This is a genomic window from Enterobacter cloacae complex sp. CDL013, assembly GCF_049238805.1.
GTDB classification, from domain to species: domain Bacteria; phylum Pseudomonadota; class Gammaproteobacteria; order Enterobacterales; family Enterobacteriaceae; genus Enterobacter; species Enterobacter hormaechei_C.
Genome location: NZ_JBMKGT010000001.1, coordinates 302,407 through 320,779, shown reverse-complemented (window position 1 = coordinate 320,779; position 18,373 = coordinate 302,407). Strand labels below are relative to the sequence as shown.

Here is an 18,373-nt window from a genome sequence, read left to right as displayed (position 1 = left end):
GCCTACAGCCGCCCCTGCGCCCGTCGCTCCGCCAGACTCTGCTCAAAGTTCTGCATCCCCGCCTGCTGCCCCGTTTGAATAATGCCCGGCAGTTGCCAGGTTTTGCCTTCGCGGATCAGGTTTGCCGCCGCCGACGTATTCACCAGTAGCTCATACAGCGCCACGCGCCCGCCCTGGACATCCTGACGCAGCATCTGCGCCAGAACCGCACGCAGGCTTCCCGCCAGCTGATTACGCACCGGATCTTTCTCCTGCGCCGGAAAGGTATCGACCAGGCGCTCGATCGCCTGCGCCGCACCGCGCGTGTGCAGCGTGGCCAACACCAGATGGCCGGTTTCCGCCGCCGTCAGCGCCAGGCGTATCGTCTCGCTGTCGCGCAGCTCACCAAGCAGAATCACATCCGGATCTTCACGCAGCGCGCTGCGCAGGGCCTCGGCAAAGGACGGGCTGTGCAGGCCTATCTCCCGCTGCTGGATCAGGCAACGTTCACTCTGGTACATAAACTCCACCGGATCTTCCAGGGTCAGAATATGCCCGTCCGTCTGGTGATTGAGGAAATCGACCATCGCGGCCAGGGTGGTCGATTTCCCACTGCCGGTGGCGCCGGTGACCAGAATCAGGCCATTGTCATTGGACAAAAGCTCCGGGATCGCGCGCGGCACGCCTAACGCAGAGAGCTGCGGGCACGTCAGCGGCAACAGGCGCAGCGCGATCGAAACGCCGTGCATATGCTTAAACGCACTGCCGCGCAGCCGCTGACCGCCTGTGAGGGTAACGGCAAAATCCACCTGCCCGTTTGCCCACCAGGCGCCCTGCTGTTCGTCATTGAGCCACGCTTTTAATAACGCCTCCACATCCGGGGGCGGAAACGGCGCAGGTTCAAGACGGCCTGACCTGCGCCAGCGCGGTGGTGAATCACTGCACAGGTGTAGATCGGAGACGTTATGCTTTACACTAAGGGCCACAATTTCTTCCACATCCATAGACTACTCCTCGGAAAATGAACGACATTGCGCATAACCTGGCACAGGTCCGGGACAAAATCTCAGCCGCGGCAACGCGTTGCGGCCGTGCTTCAGAAGAAATTACGTTGCTTGCAGTCAGCAAAACCAAGCCTGCGAGCGCCATCGCAGAAGCGATAGCCGCCGGTCATCGTGCCTTTGGTGAAAACTATGTGCAGGAAGGCGTAGATAAGATTCTCGCTTTCCGGGAACGGGGAAATGCAGACCTGCAATGGCACTTTATCGGTCCGCTACAGTCGAACAAAAGCCGTCTGGTAGCAGAGCACTTCGACTGGTGTCACACCATCGATCGTCTGCGTATCGCTACCCGTTTGAGCGACCAGCGCCCTATTGAGATGCCAGCGCTTAACGTGCTAATTCAAATCAACATCAGCGATGAAAACAGCAAGTCCGGCATTACGCTGAGCGAACTGGATGCGCTGGCGGCGGACGTGGCGGCGCTGCCGCGCTTAACCCTGCGCGGGCTGATGGCTATCCCGGCGCCAGAGTCAAGTTATGAAAGGCAGTTTGCCGTAGCACAGCAAATGGCTGTAGCATTTGAGGCGCTTAAAGCGCGCTATGACACGGTAGACACGCTTTCTCTGGGCATGTCGGATGATATGGAAGCCGCCATCGCGGCAGGCAGCACCATGGTGCGCATCGGCACGGCAATTTTCGGTGCGCGCGATTACCCCCAATAATAAGGAAACCTGAGGAACGCCATGAAGACGTTGACTTTCCTGCTTTCAACGGTCATTGAACTGTATACGATGGCGCTGCTGTTGCGCGTCTGGATGCAGTGGGCCCGTTGTGATTTTTACAATCCATTCTCACAATTTATCGTGAAAATCACGCAGCCCATTGTGGGGCCGCTTCGCCGCATCATTCCGGCAATGGGGCCGATTGACAGTTCATCTCTGCTGATGGCGTTTATTCTGAGCGTTATCAAAGCGATCGTGCTGTTTATGGTCATCACTTTCCAGCCGATTATCTGGATTTCAGCCGTTCTGATCCTGGTTAAAACCGTCGGCTCGCTGATCTTCTGGGTCCTGCTGGTGATGGCGATCATGAGCTGGGTAAGCCGGGGCCGTAGCCCGGTGGAGTACGCGTTGATTCAGCTGACGGAACCGTTGCTGCGTCCAATTCGTAGCCTGCTGCCTGCGATGGGCGGAATCGACTTCTCGCCGATGCTTCTCGTTCTGCTGCTGTACGTGCTGAATATGGGTATCGCGGAACTGTTACAGGCGACGGGTAATATGCTGCTGCCGGGGCTGTGGATGGCGTTATGAGTGCAGTTAGCCCCTGCGCCGACGGGCTGGTTTTACGGCTGTACATTCAGCCGAAAGCCAGCCGCGACAGTATTGTTGGGCTGCATGGCGACGAGCTAAAAGTCGCCATCACGGCCCCGCCGGTTGACGGCCAGGCGAATGCGCATCTGACCAAATATCTGGCTAAACAGTTTCGCGTCGCTAAAAGCCAGGTCATCATTGAGAAAGGTGAACTTGGCCGGCATAAACAGGTAAAAATCCTTAACCCGCAATCTATCCCGACGGAAGTCGCGGCTCTGACAGAACAGGACTAAACTATGCAGAAAGTTGTTCTCGCCACCGGTAACGCCGGTAAAGTGCGCGAGCTGGCCTCGCTATTAAATGATTTTGGGCTGGACGTGGTGGCTCAGACCGAGCTGGGCGTGGACTCCGCCGAAGAGACCGGCCTGACGTTTATCGAAAACGCCATTCTGAAAGCGCGCCATGCGGCGCAGGTAACCGGACTGCCCGCGATTGCCGATGATTCCGGTCTGGCCGTGAATTTTCTGGGCGGTGCGCCGGGGATTTACTCCGCCCGCTATTCCGGGCCGGACGCCACCGACCAGCAGAACCTGGAAAAGCTGCTTGTGGCCCTGAAAGACGTTCCTGACGAACAGCGTACCGCGCAGTTCCACTGCGTGCTGGTCTACATGCGTCACGCGGAAGATCCCACTCCGATTGTCTGTCACGGCAGCTGGCCGGGCGTGATCACCCGTGAAGCGGCGGGCAACGGCGGCTTTGGTTACGACCCGATTTTCTTTGTCCCGACCGAGGGCAAAACCGCTGCGGAACTCACCCGCGAAGAGAAAAGCGCGATCTCCCACCGTGGACGCGCCCTGAAACTGTTACTGGAAGCACTGCGTAATGGCTAATTTGCCGCCTCTGAGTCTTTATATTCACATCCCATGGTGCGTGCAGAAATGTCCGTACTGTGATTTCAACTCGCACGCGCTGAAGGGTGAAGTGCCGCACGATGATTACGTCGCGCATCTGCTGGCCGATCTGGATGCCGATGTACCGTACGCACAGGGACGTGAAGTGAAGACCATTTTTATTGGTGGCGGTACGCCGAGCCTGCTTTCAGGCCCGGCGATGCAGACGCTGCTGGACGGTGTGCGCGCACGCCTGAATCTGGCAGCGGATGCTGAAATTACGATGGAAGCCAACCCCGGCACCGTTGAGGCCGACCGTTTTGTCGAGTACCAGCGTGCGGGCGTGAACCGTATCTCTATCGGCGTGCAGAGCTTTAGCGAGCCAAAGCTGAAGCGTCTGGGGCGCATTCACGGCCCGGAAGAGGCAAAGCGCGCGGCAAACCTGGCAACGGGGCTTGGGCTGCGCAGCTTTAACCTCGACCTGATGCACGGCCTGCCGGATCAGTCGCTCGAAGAAGCGCTGGACGATTTGCGTCAGGCGATTGAACTGAACCCGCCGCATCTGTCGTGGTATCAGTTGACCATTGAACCGAACACCCTGTTTGGTTCGCGCCCGCCGGTGCTGCCGGACGACGACGCGCTGTGGGATATCTTCGAGCAGGGCCACCAGCTTTTGACCGCGGCGGGATATCAGCAATACGAAACGTCGGCGTATGCGAAGCCGGGCTATCAGTGTCAGCACAATCTGAACTACTGGCGTTTTGGCGACTATCTCGGAATTGGCTGCGGTGCGCACGGCAAGGTGACCTTCCCGGACGGACGCATTCTGCGTACCGCCAAAACGCGTCATCCGCGCGGGTATATGGAAGGCCGCTACCTGGAGCGTCAGCACGACGTCGAGGCGGTGGATAAGCCGTTTGAGTTCTTTATGAACCGCTTCCGTCTGCTGGAAGCCGCTCCGCGCGCGGAATTTACGCGTTATACCGGGCTGCCGGAGTCAGTGATTCGCCCGCAGATTGACGAGGCGCTGGCGCAGGGGTACCTGACCGAGTGTGATGTGTCCTGGCAGATCACCGAGCACGGCAAGCTGTTCCTGAACTCCCTTCTTGAGTTGTTCCTCGCTGAAAATCCTGAAGGCTGATTCAGAATTTTACATCCCGTTCTGCTGGCTGAGGGAAAGGCTGGCAGAGTGTGGGGATGGAAACAATACGTTCATACGCAAAGCAGCTCAGACGCGAGCTGACACAGGAAGAAAGACGGCTTTGGTATTTACTGCGCAGCCGCCGTTTCGAAAATTATAAATTTCGCCGACAGCACCCGGTAGGTAACTACATTCTGGATTTCGCCTGTTGCGCGGCTCGGCTGGCCGTTGAGCTGGATGGCGGACAACATGATGAAAATCAGGAATACGATCGACAAAGGACATTGTGGTTAAACCATAAGGACTGGCACGTCATTCGATTCTGGAACAACGAACTCTGGAATAACGAAGAGGCGGTGTTAGAAAGGATCCTTGTAACGCTGCAAGCGCTGCAACCCTCACCCCGGCACTCTCCCTGAAAGGGAGAGGGGGCAAACATCCCCTCGCCCCTTTGGGGAGAGGGTTAGGGTGAGGGGCTAAGTGAATTACTTCAGCGTCCCCACCAGCGCCTTCCGGCTGTCTTCCAGCGACACCACGCGCTTACACACGTCTTTGCCGAACTGCTGGAAATCGGCTTCCTGATTCTTCCACTCGTTCTGAATCGAGGTTTGCAGTCCGCCCAGACTACCCAGTACACCCTGCAAAGGATTACCGCCACCCTTCAGCACCGCTTTGGCGCCCATCTCGTTGATGCTGTCCTGGAGAATGCCGCCCATCGCCTGGTTCACCAGCTGCTGACCGTCGGCACGCACCTGATCGATCGCCTTATAGTGGAACGTCAGGCCATCAGAGCGCGTCTCGATAATACGGTTCATCTGCTCTTTCAGCTGTTTATCCAGCTTCGTCAGGCGGGTGCGCATATTGCTGCTCTCCCCCACCTCTTTGGTGATGATTTTATCCAGCGCCACGCGGCTCTTTTCAACGCGGGTCAGCGCGCCATCGTTGATCCAGGGCAGCGCGGTACGCAACTCGGCCTGGTAGTCCATCGCCTGCTCGCGCTGGGCGGCCGTCAGGTTTTGCGGTTTGCCGTTAAAGGTCACGTTGCCATCCGGCGTAATCACCAGATTGCCATTCTCGCCCTTAACCTGCACGGTTTGCGGACTCAGCACCACGTCATCACGCGGGGTGACGCTACATTTATACTCCGCATGGGCGGTGGATCCGATTGCCAGTAAAGCAACAGCCAGCAACGTTTTGCGCATCTTAAACACTCCCTCAGACAAAATGGGCCAGCTAATGCTGGCCCCGTTCTTGCTTTATTAGTCCCACCAAACGTCGAAAAGTTCGCTAACGCGGACATCTTCCAGTTTGTGGTCTTCAAGCCATTTGCGTACCAGCGCCTGATGCTCTTCGGTGCATTTCCCCACTTCCTGGGTGCAAATCAGACCTTCCCACGCCAGATAGCCGCTACCGTCGAAGGCCAGCTTGTTTGGCTCGATCACCTCGTTGATGAACGCATCAACGTCCTGATCGATCTGCTCAACGCTGGTGCCTTCCGGGAAACGCCAGGCAACGGAGAAACCCACTTCCTGGAATTCTTCGATGTGCATCTTTTTACGCAGACGACGGCTACGATTCTTTGCCATTATTTCACCCTCTCGAACATTAAGTCCCATACGCCGTGACCAAGACGATGGCCACGCTGTTCAAATTTTGTCACCGGACGTGAATCCGGACGCGGTACGTAGTCGTTGCTTTCAGACTGATTTTTATACCCGTCCAGGGACGACATCACTTCCAGCATATGTTCCGCATAAGGTTCCCAGTCGGTTGCCATGTGGAAAACGCCGCCCAGCTTGAGCTTACTTTTCACCAGCTCGGCAAACGGTGCCTGAACGATACGGCGTTTATTATGACGCGCTTTGTGCCATGGGTCAGGGAAAAAGAGCTGAACCATGTTCAAAGAATTGTCAGGAATCATTTTGTGCAGCACTTCCACCGCGTCGTGACACATCACGCGCAGGTTCTCAACGCCCTCCTCGTGGGCCGTTGCCAGGCACGCGCCGACGCCCGGCGAATGTACTTCAATACCGAGGAAGTTCTGCTCCGGGCGCGCTTTCGCCATAGTGACCAGCGAGGTGCCCATACCAAAGCCGATCTCCAGGGTCACTGGCGCGTCGCGGCCAAACAGGTCGGTGAAGTCGAGCGGTTGCTCGCTGAACTCAACGCCCATCACCGGCCAGTAGTTGTCCAGCGCGTGTTGCTGCCCTTTTGTCAGGCGCCCCTGACGGCGGACAAAGCTGCGAATACGGCGCAGCGGGCGACCGTTTTCATCAAATTCCGGTGAAATGACGTCGTTTTTCATAAAAGAGTTGTCTGCTTGTGAGAATGTTCGGGAAACGGGCATTATCCAAAGTTAAGGCTTCTATGCAAGCATGGGAAAGATCCGGTTTACAGCAGATTGACGCTGTGCTGCAATCTGCGTCCCTGATTAAGCGAATCGATGACCATGCAAGCCTCTCAATTTTCAGCCCTGGTGCTGGACTGGTACGACAAATACGGGCGTAAAACCCTGCCCTGGCAAATTGAAAAAACGCCGTACAAAGTATGGCTCTCCGAGGTGATGTTGCAACAAACGCAGGTCGCGACGGTCATTCCTTACTTCGAGCGTTTTATGGCGCGCTTCCCGACAGTCACCGATCTGGCGAACGCCCCGTTGGACGAGGTGCTGCACCTGTGGACCGGGCTTGGCTATTACGCCCGCGCGCGCAACCTGCACAAGGCCGCACAGCAGGTCGCGACGCGCCACAACGGTAAATTCCCGGAAACCTTCGACGAGGTGGCGGATTTGCCCGGCGTCGGGCGTTCGACCGCAGGCGCAATCCTCTCCCTCTCTTTAGGCAAACATTTCCCTATTCTCGACGGCAACGTCAAGCGCGTGCTCGCACGCTGCTACGCCGTAGATGGCTGGCCGGGTAAGAAAGAGGTTGAGAAACGCCTGTGGGAGATCAGTGAAGCGGTCACTCCGGCGAAAGGGGTGGAGCGTTTTAACCAGGCGATGATGGATCTGGGCGCGATGGTCTGTACCCGTTCAAAACCGAAGTGCGAACTCTGCCCGGTAAACAACCTCTGCGTGGCCTATGCGAACCACACCTGGGCGCAGTATCCGGGGAAAAAACCGAAGCAGACGCTGCCTGAACGCACCGGGTACATGCTGCTGATGCAGCATGGCGACGAGGTGTTTCTCGCTCAGCGTCCGCCGAGTGGCCTGTGGGGTGGTCTATACTGCTTCCCACAGTTTGAGGATGAAGCCTCGCTTCGGGCATGGCTTGAACAGCGCGGCATTGCGGCCGAAACCCTGACGCAACTCAACGCGTTCCGTCATACCTTCAGCCATTTCCATCTGGACATTGTGCCGATGTGGCTTCCCGTGTCCTCATTCACGTCGTGCATGGATGAAGGCACCGCTCTCTGGTATAACTTAGCGCAACCGCCATCAGTCGGGCTGGCGGCTCCCGTGGAGCGCCTGTTACAGCAATTACGTGTCGGTGCAATGGTTTAGCATCGGCAAGACAAAGAGGAATGAGTATGGCCAGAACCATTTTTTGTACTTTCCTACAGCGCGACGCTGAAGGCCAGGATTTCCAGCTCTACCCGGGCGACCTGGGTAAGCGCATTTACAACGAGATCTCCAAAGAAGCCTGGGGACAGTGGCAGAAAAAACAGACCATGCTGATCAACGAGAAAAAGCTCAGCATGATGAACCCGGAACACCGCAAACTGCTGGAACAGGAGATGGTGAACTTCCTGTTCGAGGGTAAAGACGTCCACATCGAAGGCTATACGCCACCGGAAAAATAATAACGCGCAGCTGCTGCCCGGCGGCGCTGCGCTTGCACGGGCCTACGGTTTTGTAGGTCGGGTAAGCGCAGCGCCACCCGGCAACAGCAACCCCAAAGCAAACACAACACGCACTCCCGGAATGATGAAAAAACTTTTAGCGCTAGCCCTTGTTGCGCCGTTGCTTGTGTCTTGTTCTTCCAAAAAAGGCGATGAATACAACGAAGCCTGGGTCAAGGACACCAACGGTTTTGACATTTTGATGGGGCAGTTTGCCCACAACATCGAGAACATATGGGGATTTAACGAAGTTCTTATTGCCGGACCGAAGGACTACGTTAAGTATACCGACGCCTATCAGACCCGTAGCCACATCAACTTTGATGACGGTACGATTACGGTTGAAACCATCGCGGGGACTGAACCTGCGGCGCATTTACGTCAGGCCATCATTAAAACCCTGCTGATGGGCGACGATCCGGGGTCTATCGACCTCTACTCTGATGCCGATGACATCACCATCTCCAAAGAGCCGTTCCTGTATGGCCAGGTCGTTGACCAGACCGGTCAGCCGATCCGCTGGGAAGGCCGCGCCACGAAATTTGCCGACTATCTGCTGCAAACGCGCCTGAAAAGCCGTACCAACGGCCTGAAAGTGATCTACAGCGTCACCATCAACCTGGTGCCGAACCACCTCGACAAGCGTGCGCATAAGTATCTGGGCATGGTGCGTCAGGCGTCGCGTAAGTATGGCGTGGATGAGTCGCTTATCCTGGCGATTATGCAGACCGAGTCCTCGTTCAACCCCTACGCGGTAAGCCGTTCCGACGCGCTGGGGCTGATGCAGGTTGTGCAGCACAGCGCCGGTAAAGACGTGTTCCGCGCGCAGGGGAAATCCGGCACGCCGAGCCGCAGCTACCTGTTTGACCCGCAGAGCAACATTGATACCGGCACGGCCTATCTGGCGATGCTGAACAATGTCTATCTCGGCGGGATTGATAACCCAACTTCACGTCGCTATGCGGTGATCACCGCCTACAACGGCGGGGCGGGCAGCGTGCTGCGCGTCTTCTCGAATGACAAAGTGCAGGCCGCGAACATCATCAACAGCATGGCGCCGGGGGATGTGTACGCTACCCTCACCACCCGCCACCCGTCTGCGGAATCCCGCCGCTATCTGTATAAGGTGAATACGGCGCAGAAGAACTATCGTCGCCGCTAAAAACCAACACCACCCCTCACCCTGCCCTCTTCCCTTTGGGGAGAGGGTGTTCAAGTTCCCTCTCCCCTTTGGGGAGGGGGTTAGGGTGAGGGGGCATCAGGCCGCACTCACTCCACCCCACCCATACGAAAATGCTATTTGCATCACAATCCAGACTGCAAATTAATGTGGATTGCATTTTTTTGCGGGAGGTAACAAAACATAACGTTGCCAACTGATAGAATTGCATCAAATAACAACCCTGAATGTTCCTATAACAACATATCTCCCGCTCACTTGTGAGGAAAGTAACATGAACCTTAAGCTGCAGCTTAAAATCTTGTCGTTTCTGCAGTTCTGCCTGTGGGGTAGCTGGCTGACTACACTCGGCTCCTATATGTTTGTGACGCTCAAGTTCGATGGTGCGTCGATCGGTGCCGTTTACAGCTCGCTGGGCATTGCGGCTGTTTTCATGCCAACGCTGCTCGGTATCGTGGCGGATAAATGGTTAAGTGCGAAATGGCTATACATGCTTTGCCATCTGGTGGGTGCGGGGACGCTGTTTATGGCGGCCGAAGTGACCACGCCGGGGGCGATGTTTATGGTGATCCTGCTTAACTCGCTGGCGTATATGCCAACGCTTGGCCTGATCAACACCATCTCCTACTACCGCCTGAAATCTGCCGGACTGGATATCGTCACCGACTTCCCGCCTATCCGTATCTGGGGCACCATCGGCTTTATCATGGCGATGTGGGGCGTGAGCTTCGCGGGCTTCGAGCTGAGCCATATGCAGCTGTATATTGGTGCCGCGCTCTCCGTGCTGCTGGCGCTGTTCACCCTGACGCTGCCCACCATTCCGGTGTCTAACCAGCAGAAAAACCAGAACTGGAGCACCATGCTTGGCCTGGACGCTTTCGCACTGTTCAAAAACAAGCGCATGGCGATCTTCTTTATCTTCTCCATGCTGCTGGGCGCGGAACTGCAAATCACCAACATGTTCGGTAATACCTTCCTGCACAGCTTCGATAACGATCCGCTGTTTGCCGGGAGCTTTATCGTCGAACACGCGTCGGTGATGATGTCCATCTCGCAGATCTCCGAGACGCTGTTCATCCTGACCATCCCGTTCTTCCTGAGCCGCTACGGCATCAAGAACGTCATGCTGATCAGTATCGCCGCCTGGATGTTGCGCTTCGGTCTGTTCGCCTATGGCGACCCAAGCGCGTTCGGCACCGTGCTGCTGGTTCTGTCGATGATTGTTTACGGCTGTGCCTTCGACTTCTTCAACATCTCCGGCTCGGTGTTTGTGGAAAAAGAGGTGAAGCCTGAAATCCGCGCCAGTGCGCAGGGCATGTTCCTGATGATGACCAACGGCTTCGGTTGTATTCTGGGCGGCGTGGTAAGCGGTAAAGTGGTTGAGATGTACACCACCAACGGCATTACAGACTGGCAGCCGGTGTGGCTGATCTTCGCCGGGTACTCGCTGGTGCTGTTCTTCGCGTTCATCGCGCTGTTCAAGTACAAGCATGTTCGCGTGCCGAATGGTGCGCAGCCGATCGCGCATTGATTGTTGTGCCCGGTGGCGCTGCGCTTACCGGGCCTACAAAACCAGACCGTAGGCCGGGTAAGGCGTAGCCGCCACCCGGCTATTTTATAGCAGACAGCACCCACCCCACCGACAGCAAATCCGCGCTGCCGCCCGGACTCAGGTTTCGTTCAATCAGTGCCTTATCCATCTTAAGCAACGCCTCGCGATCCCAGCCGTTAGCCAGCAGTTCCCGCGCGTAGCCCTGAACATAGCGCAGCCCCTGAATGCCGCCGCGTGACACGAGATTACTGTCCTGATTGACCGCCATCAGGCGCAACAGCAGGTCGTGAAGCAACTGTCCGTTCCACTGCCCCAGCGCCTTACGCACCGTCGCAAAGCCGCTCTCCGCCTCGCCTCGCGCCCCGGTTAAGCCGTAATGCTGAAACTGCCGCTCCCCCGCCGTTGCCTGCCCGCTGCGCCCGGCCAGCTCCCGCGCCACCAGCCCGCGACAGATGTTACTTACCTCACAACAGAGGCTATCCGCAGAGATATTTTTCACACGACCGGCGGCGAAGCAGAGCAAACCAAGAGCAAAAATACCGCCCTTGTGGGTATTTACCCCGCCCGTGGCGGCGTACATTGCCTGCTCGCAGGCCATTCCCATTGGGCGGAGAATCCGCAACTGCCGATCGGCAGGTTTGGCCGCATGTGCTTCACCCAGTTCCGCAAACCGGGCAAACCACGGCGTAATCGCCATAATGCTGCGGACAAACAAGGCATGGTCCATATCCCGATGCGAGCCGTTATTGAGCCTGTCCACCAGCCCCGGCTTGGGCGTCAGCTCCAGCTCCTGCCACAGCGCCGCTTCGGCAAGCGCAGGCACGTCAACCGGGCGCGGTTTAGTCGCGAGCAAACCAGTCATCGATCATCTTCTCCACGCGGGAAACCACCTGCTCAACGGGATGGTGGCGCGAACGGGAACAGGCGTGGGCGGGCTCGTCGCAAATCAGACAGCGTCTGAGGTGTGAACCCAGCGACTGACGGCCCACGAGGCCGTTTTCAGGGCAGATCACGTCCAGATCCCACAGTCTGCCGAGCGGGTGCGTCTGCTCCAGTTCTGCACAGTGCGCCTTAATTTCCGCCGCCGGATGCGCGACGCACCACAGCGCTTCAGGTCCGGTGGGTAGCCAGAGCACCTGGCGGTCCAGCACCTGCCAGCGGTTTTCCCACAGCAGCTGGTCGCACATCTGTAACGCCACCCCCATGGTGTTGCGGTAGCGCAGGCTGTCTTTGATTTCCCCGGGCGTGACCAGCGTGAGGGAGATCACCGGTTGTTGATAGTGCGTAAGCCAGTCAGCCTGGCGGGCTGCGCGGCGCTCTTTCGCCGCCAGCAGTTCCTCCAGGCTGACACCCGCCCGCACGGGTGTCGCAAAAGTCATACTTCCTCCTTCACCTGTCGCACAGTGTCGATCACGCTGCCGTCGCGGTAGCGGATCACCCCGACGATTTTGTCGGTGAACTCAATCGGTTTCGGTACGCCTGTCAACGAAATCGCTCGCTCATACAGCGCGTTGATATCTACAACCTTCATCCCTGCTTCCATGAGTCGTTCGCGGATCTCCGGGCGCGCCGGGTTGACCGCAATACCGTGGTCGGTGACCAGCACGTCAATGCTCTCCCCCGGCGTGAGGCGAGTGGTAACGCGCTTCACGACGGTCGGGATGCGGCTTCGCAGCAGCGGCGCGACCACAATGGTCAGGTTGGCTGCCGCCGCCACGTCGCAGTGTCCGCCGGATGCGCCACGCATCACGCCATCGGAGCCGGTGATGACATTGACGTTAAAGTCGACGTCGATTTCCAGGGCGCTGAGGATCACCACGTCGAGCTGGTCGCAGCTTGCCGCCTTGCTGCCGGGGTTGGCGTAGACGTTGGTGGAGATCTCCACGTGGTTCGGGTTGCGCGCCAGCGAGGCCGCTGCCTGGCCGTCAAAGCACTGGGTGTCGAGCAGCTTTTCGATGAGCCCCTTCTCGTGCAGATCCACCAGGCTGCCGGTGATGCCGCCGAGCGCAAAGCGCGCTTTCACGCCGCTGCGCTCCATCTTCTCTTCCATAAAGCGGGTGCAGGCGGTGGCCGCCGCGCCGGAGCCGGTCTGCATCGAGAAGCCCGGTTTGAAGTAGCCGGAGTGTTCAATCACGTCCGCCGCATAGCGGGCAATCATCAGCTCGCGCGGGTTGCTGGTGACGCGCGCTGCGCCGACGCTGATTTTCGCCGGGTCGCCCACGCTCTCCACCTGCACGATGTAGTCCACCTGATCCTGCACCAGGCTGGCGGGCATATTGGGGAACGGCACCAGCGCTTCGGTCAGCAGCACCACCTTACGGGCAAACTGCGCGTCCACCATCGCGTAGCCCAGCGAGCCGCAGCACGATTTGCCGTGCGTGCCGTTGGCGTTGCCAAACTCATCGCTGCACGGCACGCCGAGAAACGCCACGTCGATGTTCAGTTCGCCGTCCTGGAGTAGCTTCACGCGCCCGCCGTGGGAGTGAATTTGTACCGGCTCGTCCATCAGCCCGTGAGAGATGGCATCCGCCAGCCTGCCGCGCATGCCGGAGGTGTAAATCCGGGTGATGACGCCGCTTTCGATATGCTCGATCAGCGCGTCGTTGCAGGTCATCAGCGAGCTGGAAGCCAGGGTCAGATTTTTGAAGCCCATCCGCGCCAGCAGCGCCACGACGGTGTTGATCACCCGGTCGCCTTCGCGAAAGGCGTGGTGGAAGGAGATGGTCATCCCGTCCTGCAAGCCGCAGCGCTTAACCGCCTCTTCAATAGAGGCGCAGAGCTTGCGGCTGTGCTTCGCCTCGCTGTCCGCCAGCCACGGCGTCGCGCTGTGGGCGGTATCAAAGGGTTTCAGATCCCGCAGATGGGGGAAATTCATATGGAGAAGTTCTGTCTGATTCATTATGTCATCCTTACCGACGCACGCCGGAGGCCGCCGCGCGCTCCAGCACCACCTGCGCGTGGTTAATAATCGGTGCATCCACCATTTTGCCGTTGAGCGACACCACGCCCAGGCCGTTACGCTCGCCCTCTTCTGCCGCCTCAATCACCCGTTTCGCGTGTTCCACTTCTTCCCGTGTCGGGGCGTAGGCGTTGTGCAGCAGGTCTATCTGGCGCGGGTTAATCAGCGATTTGCCGTTAAAGCCCATCTTGCGGATCAGATCGACTTCGCGTAGGAACCCGGCCTCATCGTTAACGTCTGACCACACCACGTCGAAGGCGTCGATGCCTGCCGCGCGGGCGGCGTGCAGCACGGCGCAGCGGGCGTAGAACAGCTCGGTGCCGTCGCCGCGCTCGGTCTGCATGTCCATCACGTAGTCAAAGGCGGCCAGCGCAATGCCGATCAGGCGCGGGGAGCTGCGGGCAATCGCCACGGCGTTGATGACGCCAATGGCCGATTCAATCGCCGCCATCACGCGGGTGGAACCCACCTCGCGGCCGCACGCCTGCTCGATACGCTCGAGGTGGCCTTCCAGCTCGTAAATATCGTCCGGGGTGTCGGTTTTCGGCAGGCGTATCACGTCCACGCCCGCGCGCACGGCGGCTTCCAGATCCAGCAGGCCAAACGGCGTGCTCAGCGGGTTAATGCGCACCACGGTTTCGATATCCTGATACATCGGGTGCTGCAACGCGTGGAACACCAGCATGCGTGCGGTGTCTTTCTCGCGCAGGGCCACGGCGTCCTCAAGGTCAAACATGATGGAGTCGGGACGGTAGATAAAGGCGGTAGAGAGCATGGCGGCATTGGCGCCTGGCAGGAACAGCATACTGCGGCGGAGTTTGCTCATTTCAGCGCCTCCCAGTTGATGGCCTGTTCATCGGCGGCACGCATCAGCGCGCTTTGCAGGCGGGCGCGAATAACACAGTCCAGCGCCCCTTTGTCTTCAATAATGATTAATCCCTGGTGCACGTTCATGGCGCGCAATGTGTCGTTGACCACCTGGCGAATCTGCTCGCCAAACTGCTTAATCACTTCGCTGTGGATGACGATCTCCAGCTCACCGTGAGCGGGGGCGATTTTCACCATCAGGTCGCTGGACTCCTGCGTTCCGGCCAGCGCCTCCCTTACAATATTCATGATAAATTCCTGATAGTTATGCGACTTCCGCACTCGCACGATAATGTGCTTCGAGGTGCGCGAAGGTGGAGTCCGGGACAATCTCCCGGATCCGGGAAAACTGCTGTGTCTTGAGTAAACGGCGCACTTCCGAGGCCGAAATGGCGTTACCGGTGGCCTTGATGCGCGGCATCTCCACCACGTCAATATGCGAGGCCAGCAGGTCGTGCAGCGTCTGGTTGTACTGGCGGGTGATATCGCAGAACGGCTCCGAGCCGATGAAGCGGTGCGTGATGCCCAGCGCCGGGGCGATGAAGTCCCGGAAGATCAGCACGTCGATCTCGCTCCACGCCTGCTGCACTTTGCCGGTCTCCTTCAGGAAGTAGGCCGGAAACGTGGCGCGGGAGATGATGTACTGCGAGCCTTCATGCACCACCACGTTCGGCAGATGCGCCACGCCCGCGCGCACCATCTCAAGGCGCGCGCTGAACGGGAAGAACGAGGCGTCTTCACGCACCACAAACAGATGCAGGGCATCGCACTGCGCCGCCGCCTGCTCCACCAGATGACGGTGGCCGAGGGTGAATGGGTTGGCGTTCATCACAATGGCACCAATTTTTTCCCCGCCCCTTCGCATCCGGCTTAAGGTACGGCAGTAGCGCGCGATCCCCTGCGGGGTGTTCTCCATTAGCACCGCGTTGTTCCCGCTCTGGGCAATCGGCCAGAAACCGCTGCGGCCAAAGCGCTCCTTATTGCACGGACGGGTGCAGAGGAAGAGGTGAAAATGGCCGCGCTCCAGCGCCGCATTTTCCACCTCTGCCAGCAGACGCGCGCTGAGGTTTTCCCCACGAAGCTGCTCGTTGACCGCCACGCATTTGATGACGTTGGCAGCCAGCCCGGCGCAACCCACCAGCTGCGCGCCGGACCAGGCTTCGACAAACAGCGTGATGTCGTTGTCCAGGCCAAGGCCGCTGTCTGCCAGCAGGTAGCGGATCTGGCTTAAGCGTTCCGGGTGTTCCGCCACAACGGTGTGCCGAAAATCAATGGGTTGCGATTGCATGCTGCCGCCTTACTCAGTGCGCTGCCGCGAGCCCGACGGCTGGCGCTTCCACGATCACGTTGCTCAGATGACCGATATGCTCGATCTCCACCTCAATGCGATCCCCCTCCTTCATAAACAGCGGCGGGTTGCGCTTTTTACCCACGCCGCCAGGTGAGCCGGTGATGATCACGTCGCCCGGGCTGAGACGGGTGAAGGTGCTGATGTACTCGATCAGCTCCGCCACCTTGTGGATCATGCTGCTGGTGTTGTCTTCCTGCACCATGCGGCCGTTCAGCCAGGTGCGGATTGCCAGTTGGTGCGGATCGGGGATCTCATCCGCCGTCGCCATCCACGGGCCGAACGCCCCGGTCTGCCGCCAGTTTTTCCCGGCGGTGAACCAGGTGTGCTGCCAGTCGCGGGCGGAGCCGTCCATGTAACAGCTGTAGCCCGCCACGTGGCGCAGGGCGTCGTCGCGGCTGATGTTCTCCCCGCCTTTGCCGATGATCACCGCCAGCTCGCCTTCGTAGTCGAATTCGCTGGAGTGGCGCGGCTTCAGCACCGGCTCGTTGTGGCCGGTCTGTGAGTCCGGGAAGCGGACAAACAGCGTCGGGGCCGGGTTGTGCTGGTCAAACTCCTTGCGCTTGTCGGCGTAGTTCATGCCCACGCAGAGGATTTTTTCCGGCTGGACAATCACCGGTAAGAAGGTGATGGCGTTCAGCGGTACATCCACCGCGTCGTTCAGGAATCGGGTGGCCTGCGCCAGCCCGTTCCCCTGCAACAGCGCTTTAAGGTCGCCATAGCGGTCGCCGAGGCGGCGGCCTAAATCAATCACGCCGTCGGCCTGAACGATGCCGTAGCTGCGTTTTCCCTGGTATAAAAAGCTTGCGAGTTTCATTGTTCTTTCCTGAAAACTTAAACGAGGAAGTTGCCCAGAATCAGCAGAGAGATGGAGACGTTAATCGCCCCGCCGATACGGGTAGCAATCTGGGCGAACGGCATCAGGCTCATGCGGTTGCCTGCGGTCAGGATCGCCACGTCACCAGTACCGCCCTGGCCGCTCTGGCAGCAGGAGACGATGGCGACATCAATCGGGTGCATACCAATCTTTTTGCCGACGAAGAACCCGGTTGCCACCAGCGCGGAGACGGTGCTGATAATCACCAGCAGGTTGGTCAGCGTGAAGGCGGCCACCAGTTCATGCCATGGGGTGATGGCTACGCCAACGGCAAAGAGAATCGGGTAGGTCACAGAGGTCTGGAAGAATTTGTACACCACCTGAGAGCCCTCCAGCAGACGCGGAGAGGCACCGTTGCAGAGCTTCACCAGCACCGCCATAAACAGCATGCCGACCGGCGCAGGCAGACCAATCAGCTTGTGACCGAGCATGCCCAGCATGTACAGCAGCACCGCCAGCAGCGCGCCGGAGGCGATGGTCGTCACGTCCGCTTTGCCGGAGAACGCAGGCTGAGAGACAGTGGCATCGGCATTGGCGCGATTCGGCATCAGCTGGCCTTCACCGGTCAGGTGCGGGTAGCGTTTCCCGAGCTGGTTGAGGCAACCGGAGATAATGATCGCCGTCAGGCCGCCGAGCATCACCATCGGCAGTACGCGGCCGAGCGCCACGCCCTGATCCATATGCAACAGGTTGGCATAGCCGATAGAGAGCGGGATCGCCCCTTCCCCGACGCCGCCCGCCATGATCGGCAGAATGATAAAGAAGAAGATCTGGAACGGCTCGAGGCCCAGCGCCAGCCCAACACCCATGCCGACAATCATGCCGACGATTTCACCGCACAGCATCGGGAAGAAGATGCGCAGGAAGCCCTGGATCAGCACGGTGCGGTTCATACTCATGATGCTGCCGACGATAATGCAGCAAATATAGAGATAAAGAATGTTGGTGGATTTATAGAACTTAGTGGTGGATTCCACTACTACATCCGGCAGCAGGCCGTAATAGACCAGCGCGGAAGGGATAAAGGTGGCGCAAATTGCCGCCGCGCCGAGCTTGCCGACAATCGGCAGGCGTTTGCCGAACTCACCGCAGGCAAAGCCGAAGAAGGCCAGCGTGGCCACCATGACCACAATGTCGCTCGGTAGTTTTCCGCCCAGGCAATCAATCGCAATCAGCGCGCCCGCCAGAACGAACAGCGGCAGAGGTATAATGCCGATTTTCCAGGTATCCATAATATGCCACCAGCGCTCTTTGAGCGATGGCCGCTGAATATCAATCGGGTCGTGGGTAACAGAGAATGAATCGTCAGTTGTGCTCATAATAAGCCCCTTAGTTATTTTGTGCGTTCAGCTTAGAGTCACAAAGGCTTACTTTATGTGAGGGATGGCATATTAAAAGCGAAGTTTTAATGGACACTATGGTTTTAATG

Annotated in this window: 22 protein-coding genes; 10 read left to right on the top strand and 12 right to left on the bottom strand. The window is 58.4% G+C overall.

Translation table 11 applies throughout. The features are described from left to right. Positions 1-2: 2 nt before the first annotated feature. Positions 3-983, bottom strand: a complete 981-nt coding sequence (locus tag ACOTXD_RS01535) for a type IV pilus twitching motility protein PilT (RefSeq protein ID WP_061856836.1) — start codon at positions 981-983, stop codon at positions 3-5. A gap of 17 nt (positions 984-1,000) precedes the next feature. On the opposite strand from ACOTXD_RS01535, the gene ACOTXD_RS01530 reads away from it, so the two are divergent. The 6 genes from ACOTXD_RS01530 to ACOTXD_RS01505 are packed head-to-tail and all read left to right on the top strand — an operon-like array spanning position 1,001 to position 4,740. After that, on the top strand, positions 1,001-1,702 hold the full coding sequence (locus tag ACOTXD_RS01530; RefSeq protein WP_003860026.1) for a YggS family pyridoxal phosphate-dependent enzyme: 702 nt from the start codon (positions 1,001-1,003) through the stop codon (positions 1,700-1,702). Positions 1,703-1,723: 21 nt separating this feature from the next. Continuing rightward, the gene (locus tag ACOTXD_RS01525) at positions 1,724-2,290 is read left to right on the top strand and encodes a YggT family protein (RefSeq protein WP_003860024.1); all 567 of its coding nucleotides are present in this window, start codon (positions 1,724-1,726) and stop codon (positions 2,288-2,290) included. Further along, positions 2,287-2,583, top strand: coding sequence for a DUF167 family protein YggU (gene yggU, locus ACOTXD_RS01520; RefSeq protein ID WP_003860023.1), 297 nt, complete (start codon positions 2,287-2,289; stop codon positions 2,581-2,583). The genes ACOTXD_RS01525 and yggU overlap by 4 nt, the downstream gene beginning before the upstream one ends. Positions 2,584-2,586: 3 nt before the next feature. Then, the gene (locus ACOTXD_RS01515; RefSeq protein WP_003860021.1) at positions 2,587-3,180 is read left to right on the top strand and encodes an XTP/dITP diphosphatase; all 594 of its coding nucleotides are present in this window, start codon (positions 2,587-2,589) and stop codon (positions 3,178-3,180) included. Further along, entirely contained in the window at positions 3,173-4,321 is a 1,149-nt protein-coding gene (gene hemW / locus ACOTXD_RS01510; RefSeq protein WP_045332868.1) for a radical SAM family heme chaperone HemW, read from the top strand. Before ACOTXD_RS01515 ends, hemW begins: the two co-directional genes overlap by 8 nt. Before the next feature lie 56 nt (positions 4,322-4,377). Continuing rightward, positions 4,378-4,740, top strand: a complete 363-nt coding sequence (locus ACOTXD_RS01505; protein WP_073970493.1) for an endonuclease domain-containing protein — start codon at positions 4,378-4,380, stop codon at positions 4,738-4,740. A 66-nt stretch (positions 4,741-4,806) separates the two neighbouring features. Here the strand turns inward: ACOTXD_RS01505 and ACOTXD_RS01500 are convergent, their stop codons facing one another. From ACOTXD_RS01500 to trmB, 3 genes are read right to left on the bottom strand one after another with little or no spacing between them, the layout of a single operon-like run. Further along, the gene (locus tag ACOTXD_RS01500) at positions 4,807-5,523 is read right to left on the bottom strand and encodes a DUF2884 domain-containing protein (protein ID WP_003862419.1); all 717 of its coding nucleotides are present in this window, start codon (positions 5,521-5,523) and stop codon (positions 4,807-4,809) included. Between the two features lie 57 nt (positions 5,524-5,580). Further along, complete coding sequence (locus ACOTXD_RS01495; protein ID WP_003862421.1) at positions 5,581-5,907, bottom strand: YggL family protein; 327 nt, start codon at positions 5,905-5,907, stop codon at positions 5,581-5,583. Continuing rightward, a complete protein-coding gene (gene trmB / locus ACOTXD_RS01490; RefSeq protein ID WP_015571843.1) occupies positions 5,907-6,626 on the bottom strand; it encodes a tRNA (guanosine(46)-N7)-methyltransferase TrmB in 720 nt (239 codons plus the stop codon). The genes ACOTXD_RS01495 and trmB overlap by 1 nt, the downstream gene beginning before the upstream one ends. Before the next feature lie 144 nt (positions 6,627-6,770). Here trmB and mutY point away from each other — a divergent pair, with 144 nt between their 5' ends. The 4 genes from mutY to ACOTXD_RS01470 all read left to right on the top strand — a co-directional run bounded on the left by mutY (position 6,771) and on the right by ACOTXD_RS01470 (position 10,872). Then, positions 6,771-7,823 carry an A/G-specific adenine glycosylase gene (gene mutY / locus ACOTXD_RS01485; protein ID WP_176691007.1) on the top strand — a complete coding sequence of 351 codons (1,053 nt, stop codon included), beginning with the start codon at positions 6,771-6,773 and terminating at the stop codon, positions 7,821-7,823. A gap of 26 nt (positions 7,824-7,849) precedes the next feature. Beyond that, positions 7,850-8,122 carry an oxidative damage protection protein gene (locus ACOTXD_RS01480; RefSeq protein ID WP_003862425.1) on the top strand — a complete coding sequence of 91 codons (273 nt, stop codon included), beginning with the start codon at positions 7,850-7,852 and terminating at the stop codon, positions 8,120-8,122. A 124-nt stretch (positions 8,123-8,246) separates the two neighbouring features. Further along, the gene (gene mltC, locus ACOTXD_RS01475; protein WP_003862427.1) at positions 8,247-9,323 is read left to right on the top strand and encodes a membrane-bound lytic murein transglycosylase MltC; all 1,077 of its coding nucleotides are present in this window, start codon (positions 8,247-8,249) and stop codon (positions 9,321-9,323) included. Between the two features lie 292 nt (positions 9,324-9,615). Then, positions 9,616-10,872, top strand: coding sequence for a nucleoside permease (locus ACOTXD_RS01470; RefSeq protein WP_061856834.1), 1,257 nt, complete (start codon positions 9,616-9,618; stop codon positions 10,870-10,872). A 79-nt stretch (positions 10,873-10,951) separates the two neighbouring features. Here the strand turns inward: ACOTXD_RS01470 and citG are convergent, their stop codons facing one another. From citG to ACOTXD_RS01430, 8 genes are read right to left on the bottom strand one after another with little or no spacing between them, the layout of a single operon-like run. Next, a complete protein-coding gene (citG, locus tag ACOTXD_RS01465) occupies positions 10,952-11,755 on the bottom strand; it encodes a triphosphoribosyl-dephospho-CoA synthase CitG (protein WP_032610106.1) in 804 nt (267 codons plus the stop codon). Then, positions 11,733-12,272 (bottom strand): citrate lyase holo-[acyl-carrier protein] synthase, encoded by a 540-nt coding sequence (gene citX, locus ACOTXD_RS01460; protein ID WP_023314828.1) that lies wholly within the window; start codon positions 12,270-12,272, stop codon positions 11,733-11,735. Before citX ends, citG begins: the two co-directional genes overlap by 23 nt. Next, the gene (gene citF / locus ACOTXD_RS01455; protein ID WP_003862435.1) at positions 12,269-13,792 is read right to left on the bottom strand and encodes a citrate lyase subunit alpha; all 1,524 of its coding nucleotides are present in this window, start codon (positions 13,790-13,792) and stop codon (positions 12,269-12,271) included. Before citF ends, citX begins: the two co-directional genes overlap by 4 nt. 10 nt (positions 13,793-13,802) lie before the next feature. After that, positions 13,803-14,678 carry a citrate (pro-3S)-lyase subunit beta gene (gene citE / locus ACOTXD_RS01450; RefSeq protein ID WP_003862436.1) on the bottom strand — a complete coding sequence of 292 codons (876 nt, stop codon included), beginning with the start codon at positions 14,676-14,678 and terminating at the stop codon, positions 13,803-13,805. Then, complete coding sequence (gene citD / locus ACOTXD_RS01445; protein WP_023314830.1) at positions 14,675-14,968, bottom strand: citrate lyase acyl carrier protein; 294 nt, start codon at positions 14,966-14,968, stop codon at positions 14,675-14,677. Before citD ends, citE begins: the two co-directional genes overlap by 4 nt. A 16-nt stretch (positions 14,969-14,984) precedes the next feature. Then, positions 14,985-16,007 (bottom strand): [citrate (pro-3S)-lyase] ligase, encoded by a 1,023-nt coding sequence (citC, locus tag ACOTXD_RS01440; protein WP_023323735.1) that lies wholly within the window; start codon positions 16,005-16,007, stop codon positions 14,985-14,987. A gap of 13 nt (positions 16,008-16,020) precedes the next feature. Continuing rightward, positions 16,021-16,884, bottom strand: a complete 864-nt coding sequence (locus tag ACOTXD_RS01435; protein WP_023314832.1) for a fumarylacetoacetate hydrolase family protein — start codon at positions 16,882-16,884, stop codon at positions 16,021-16,023. Between the two features lie 17 nt (positions 16,885-16,901). Then, positions 16,902-18,263: a 2-hydroxycarboxylate transporter family protein gene (locus ACOTXD_RS01430; RefSeq protein WP_061856832.1), complete on the bottom strand. Its 1,362-nt coding sequence runs from the start codon at positions 18,261-18,263 to the stop codon at positions 16,902-16,904. Between the last annotated feature and the right edge of the window lie 110 nt (positions 18,264-18,373).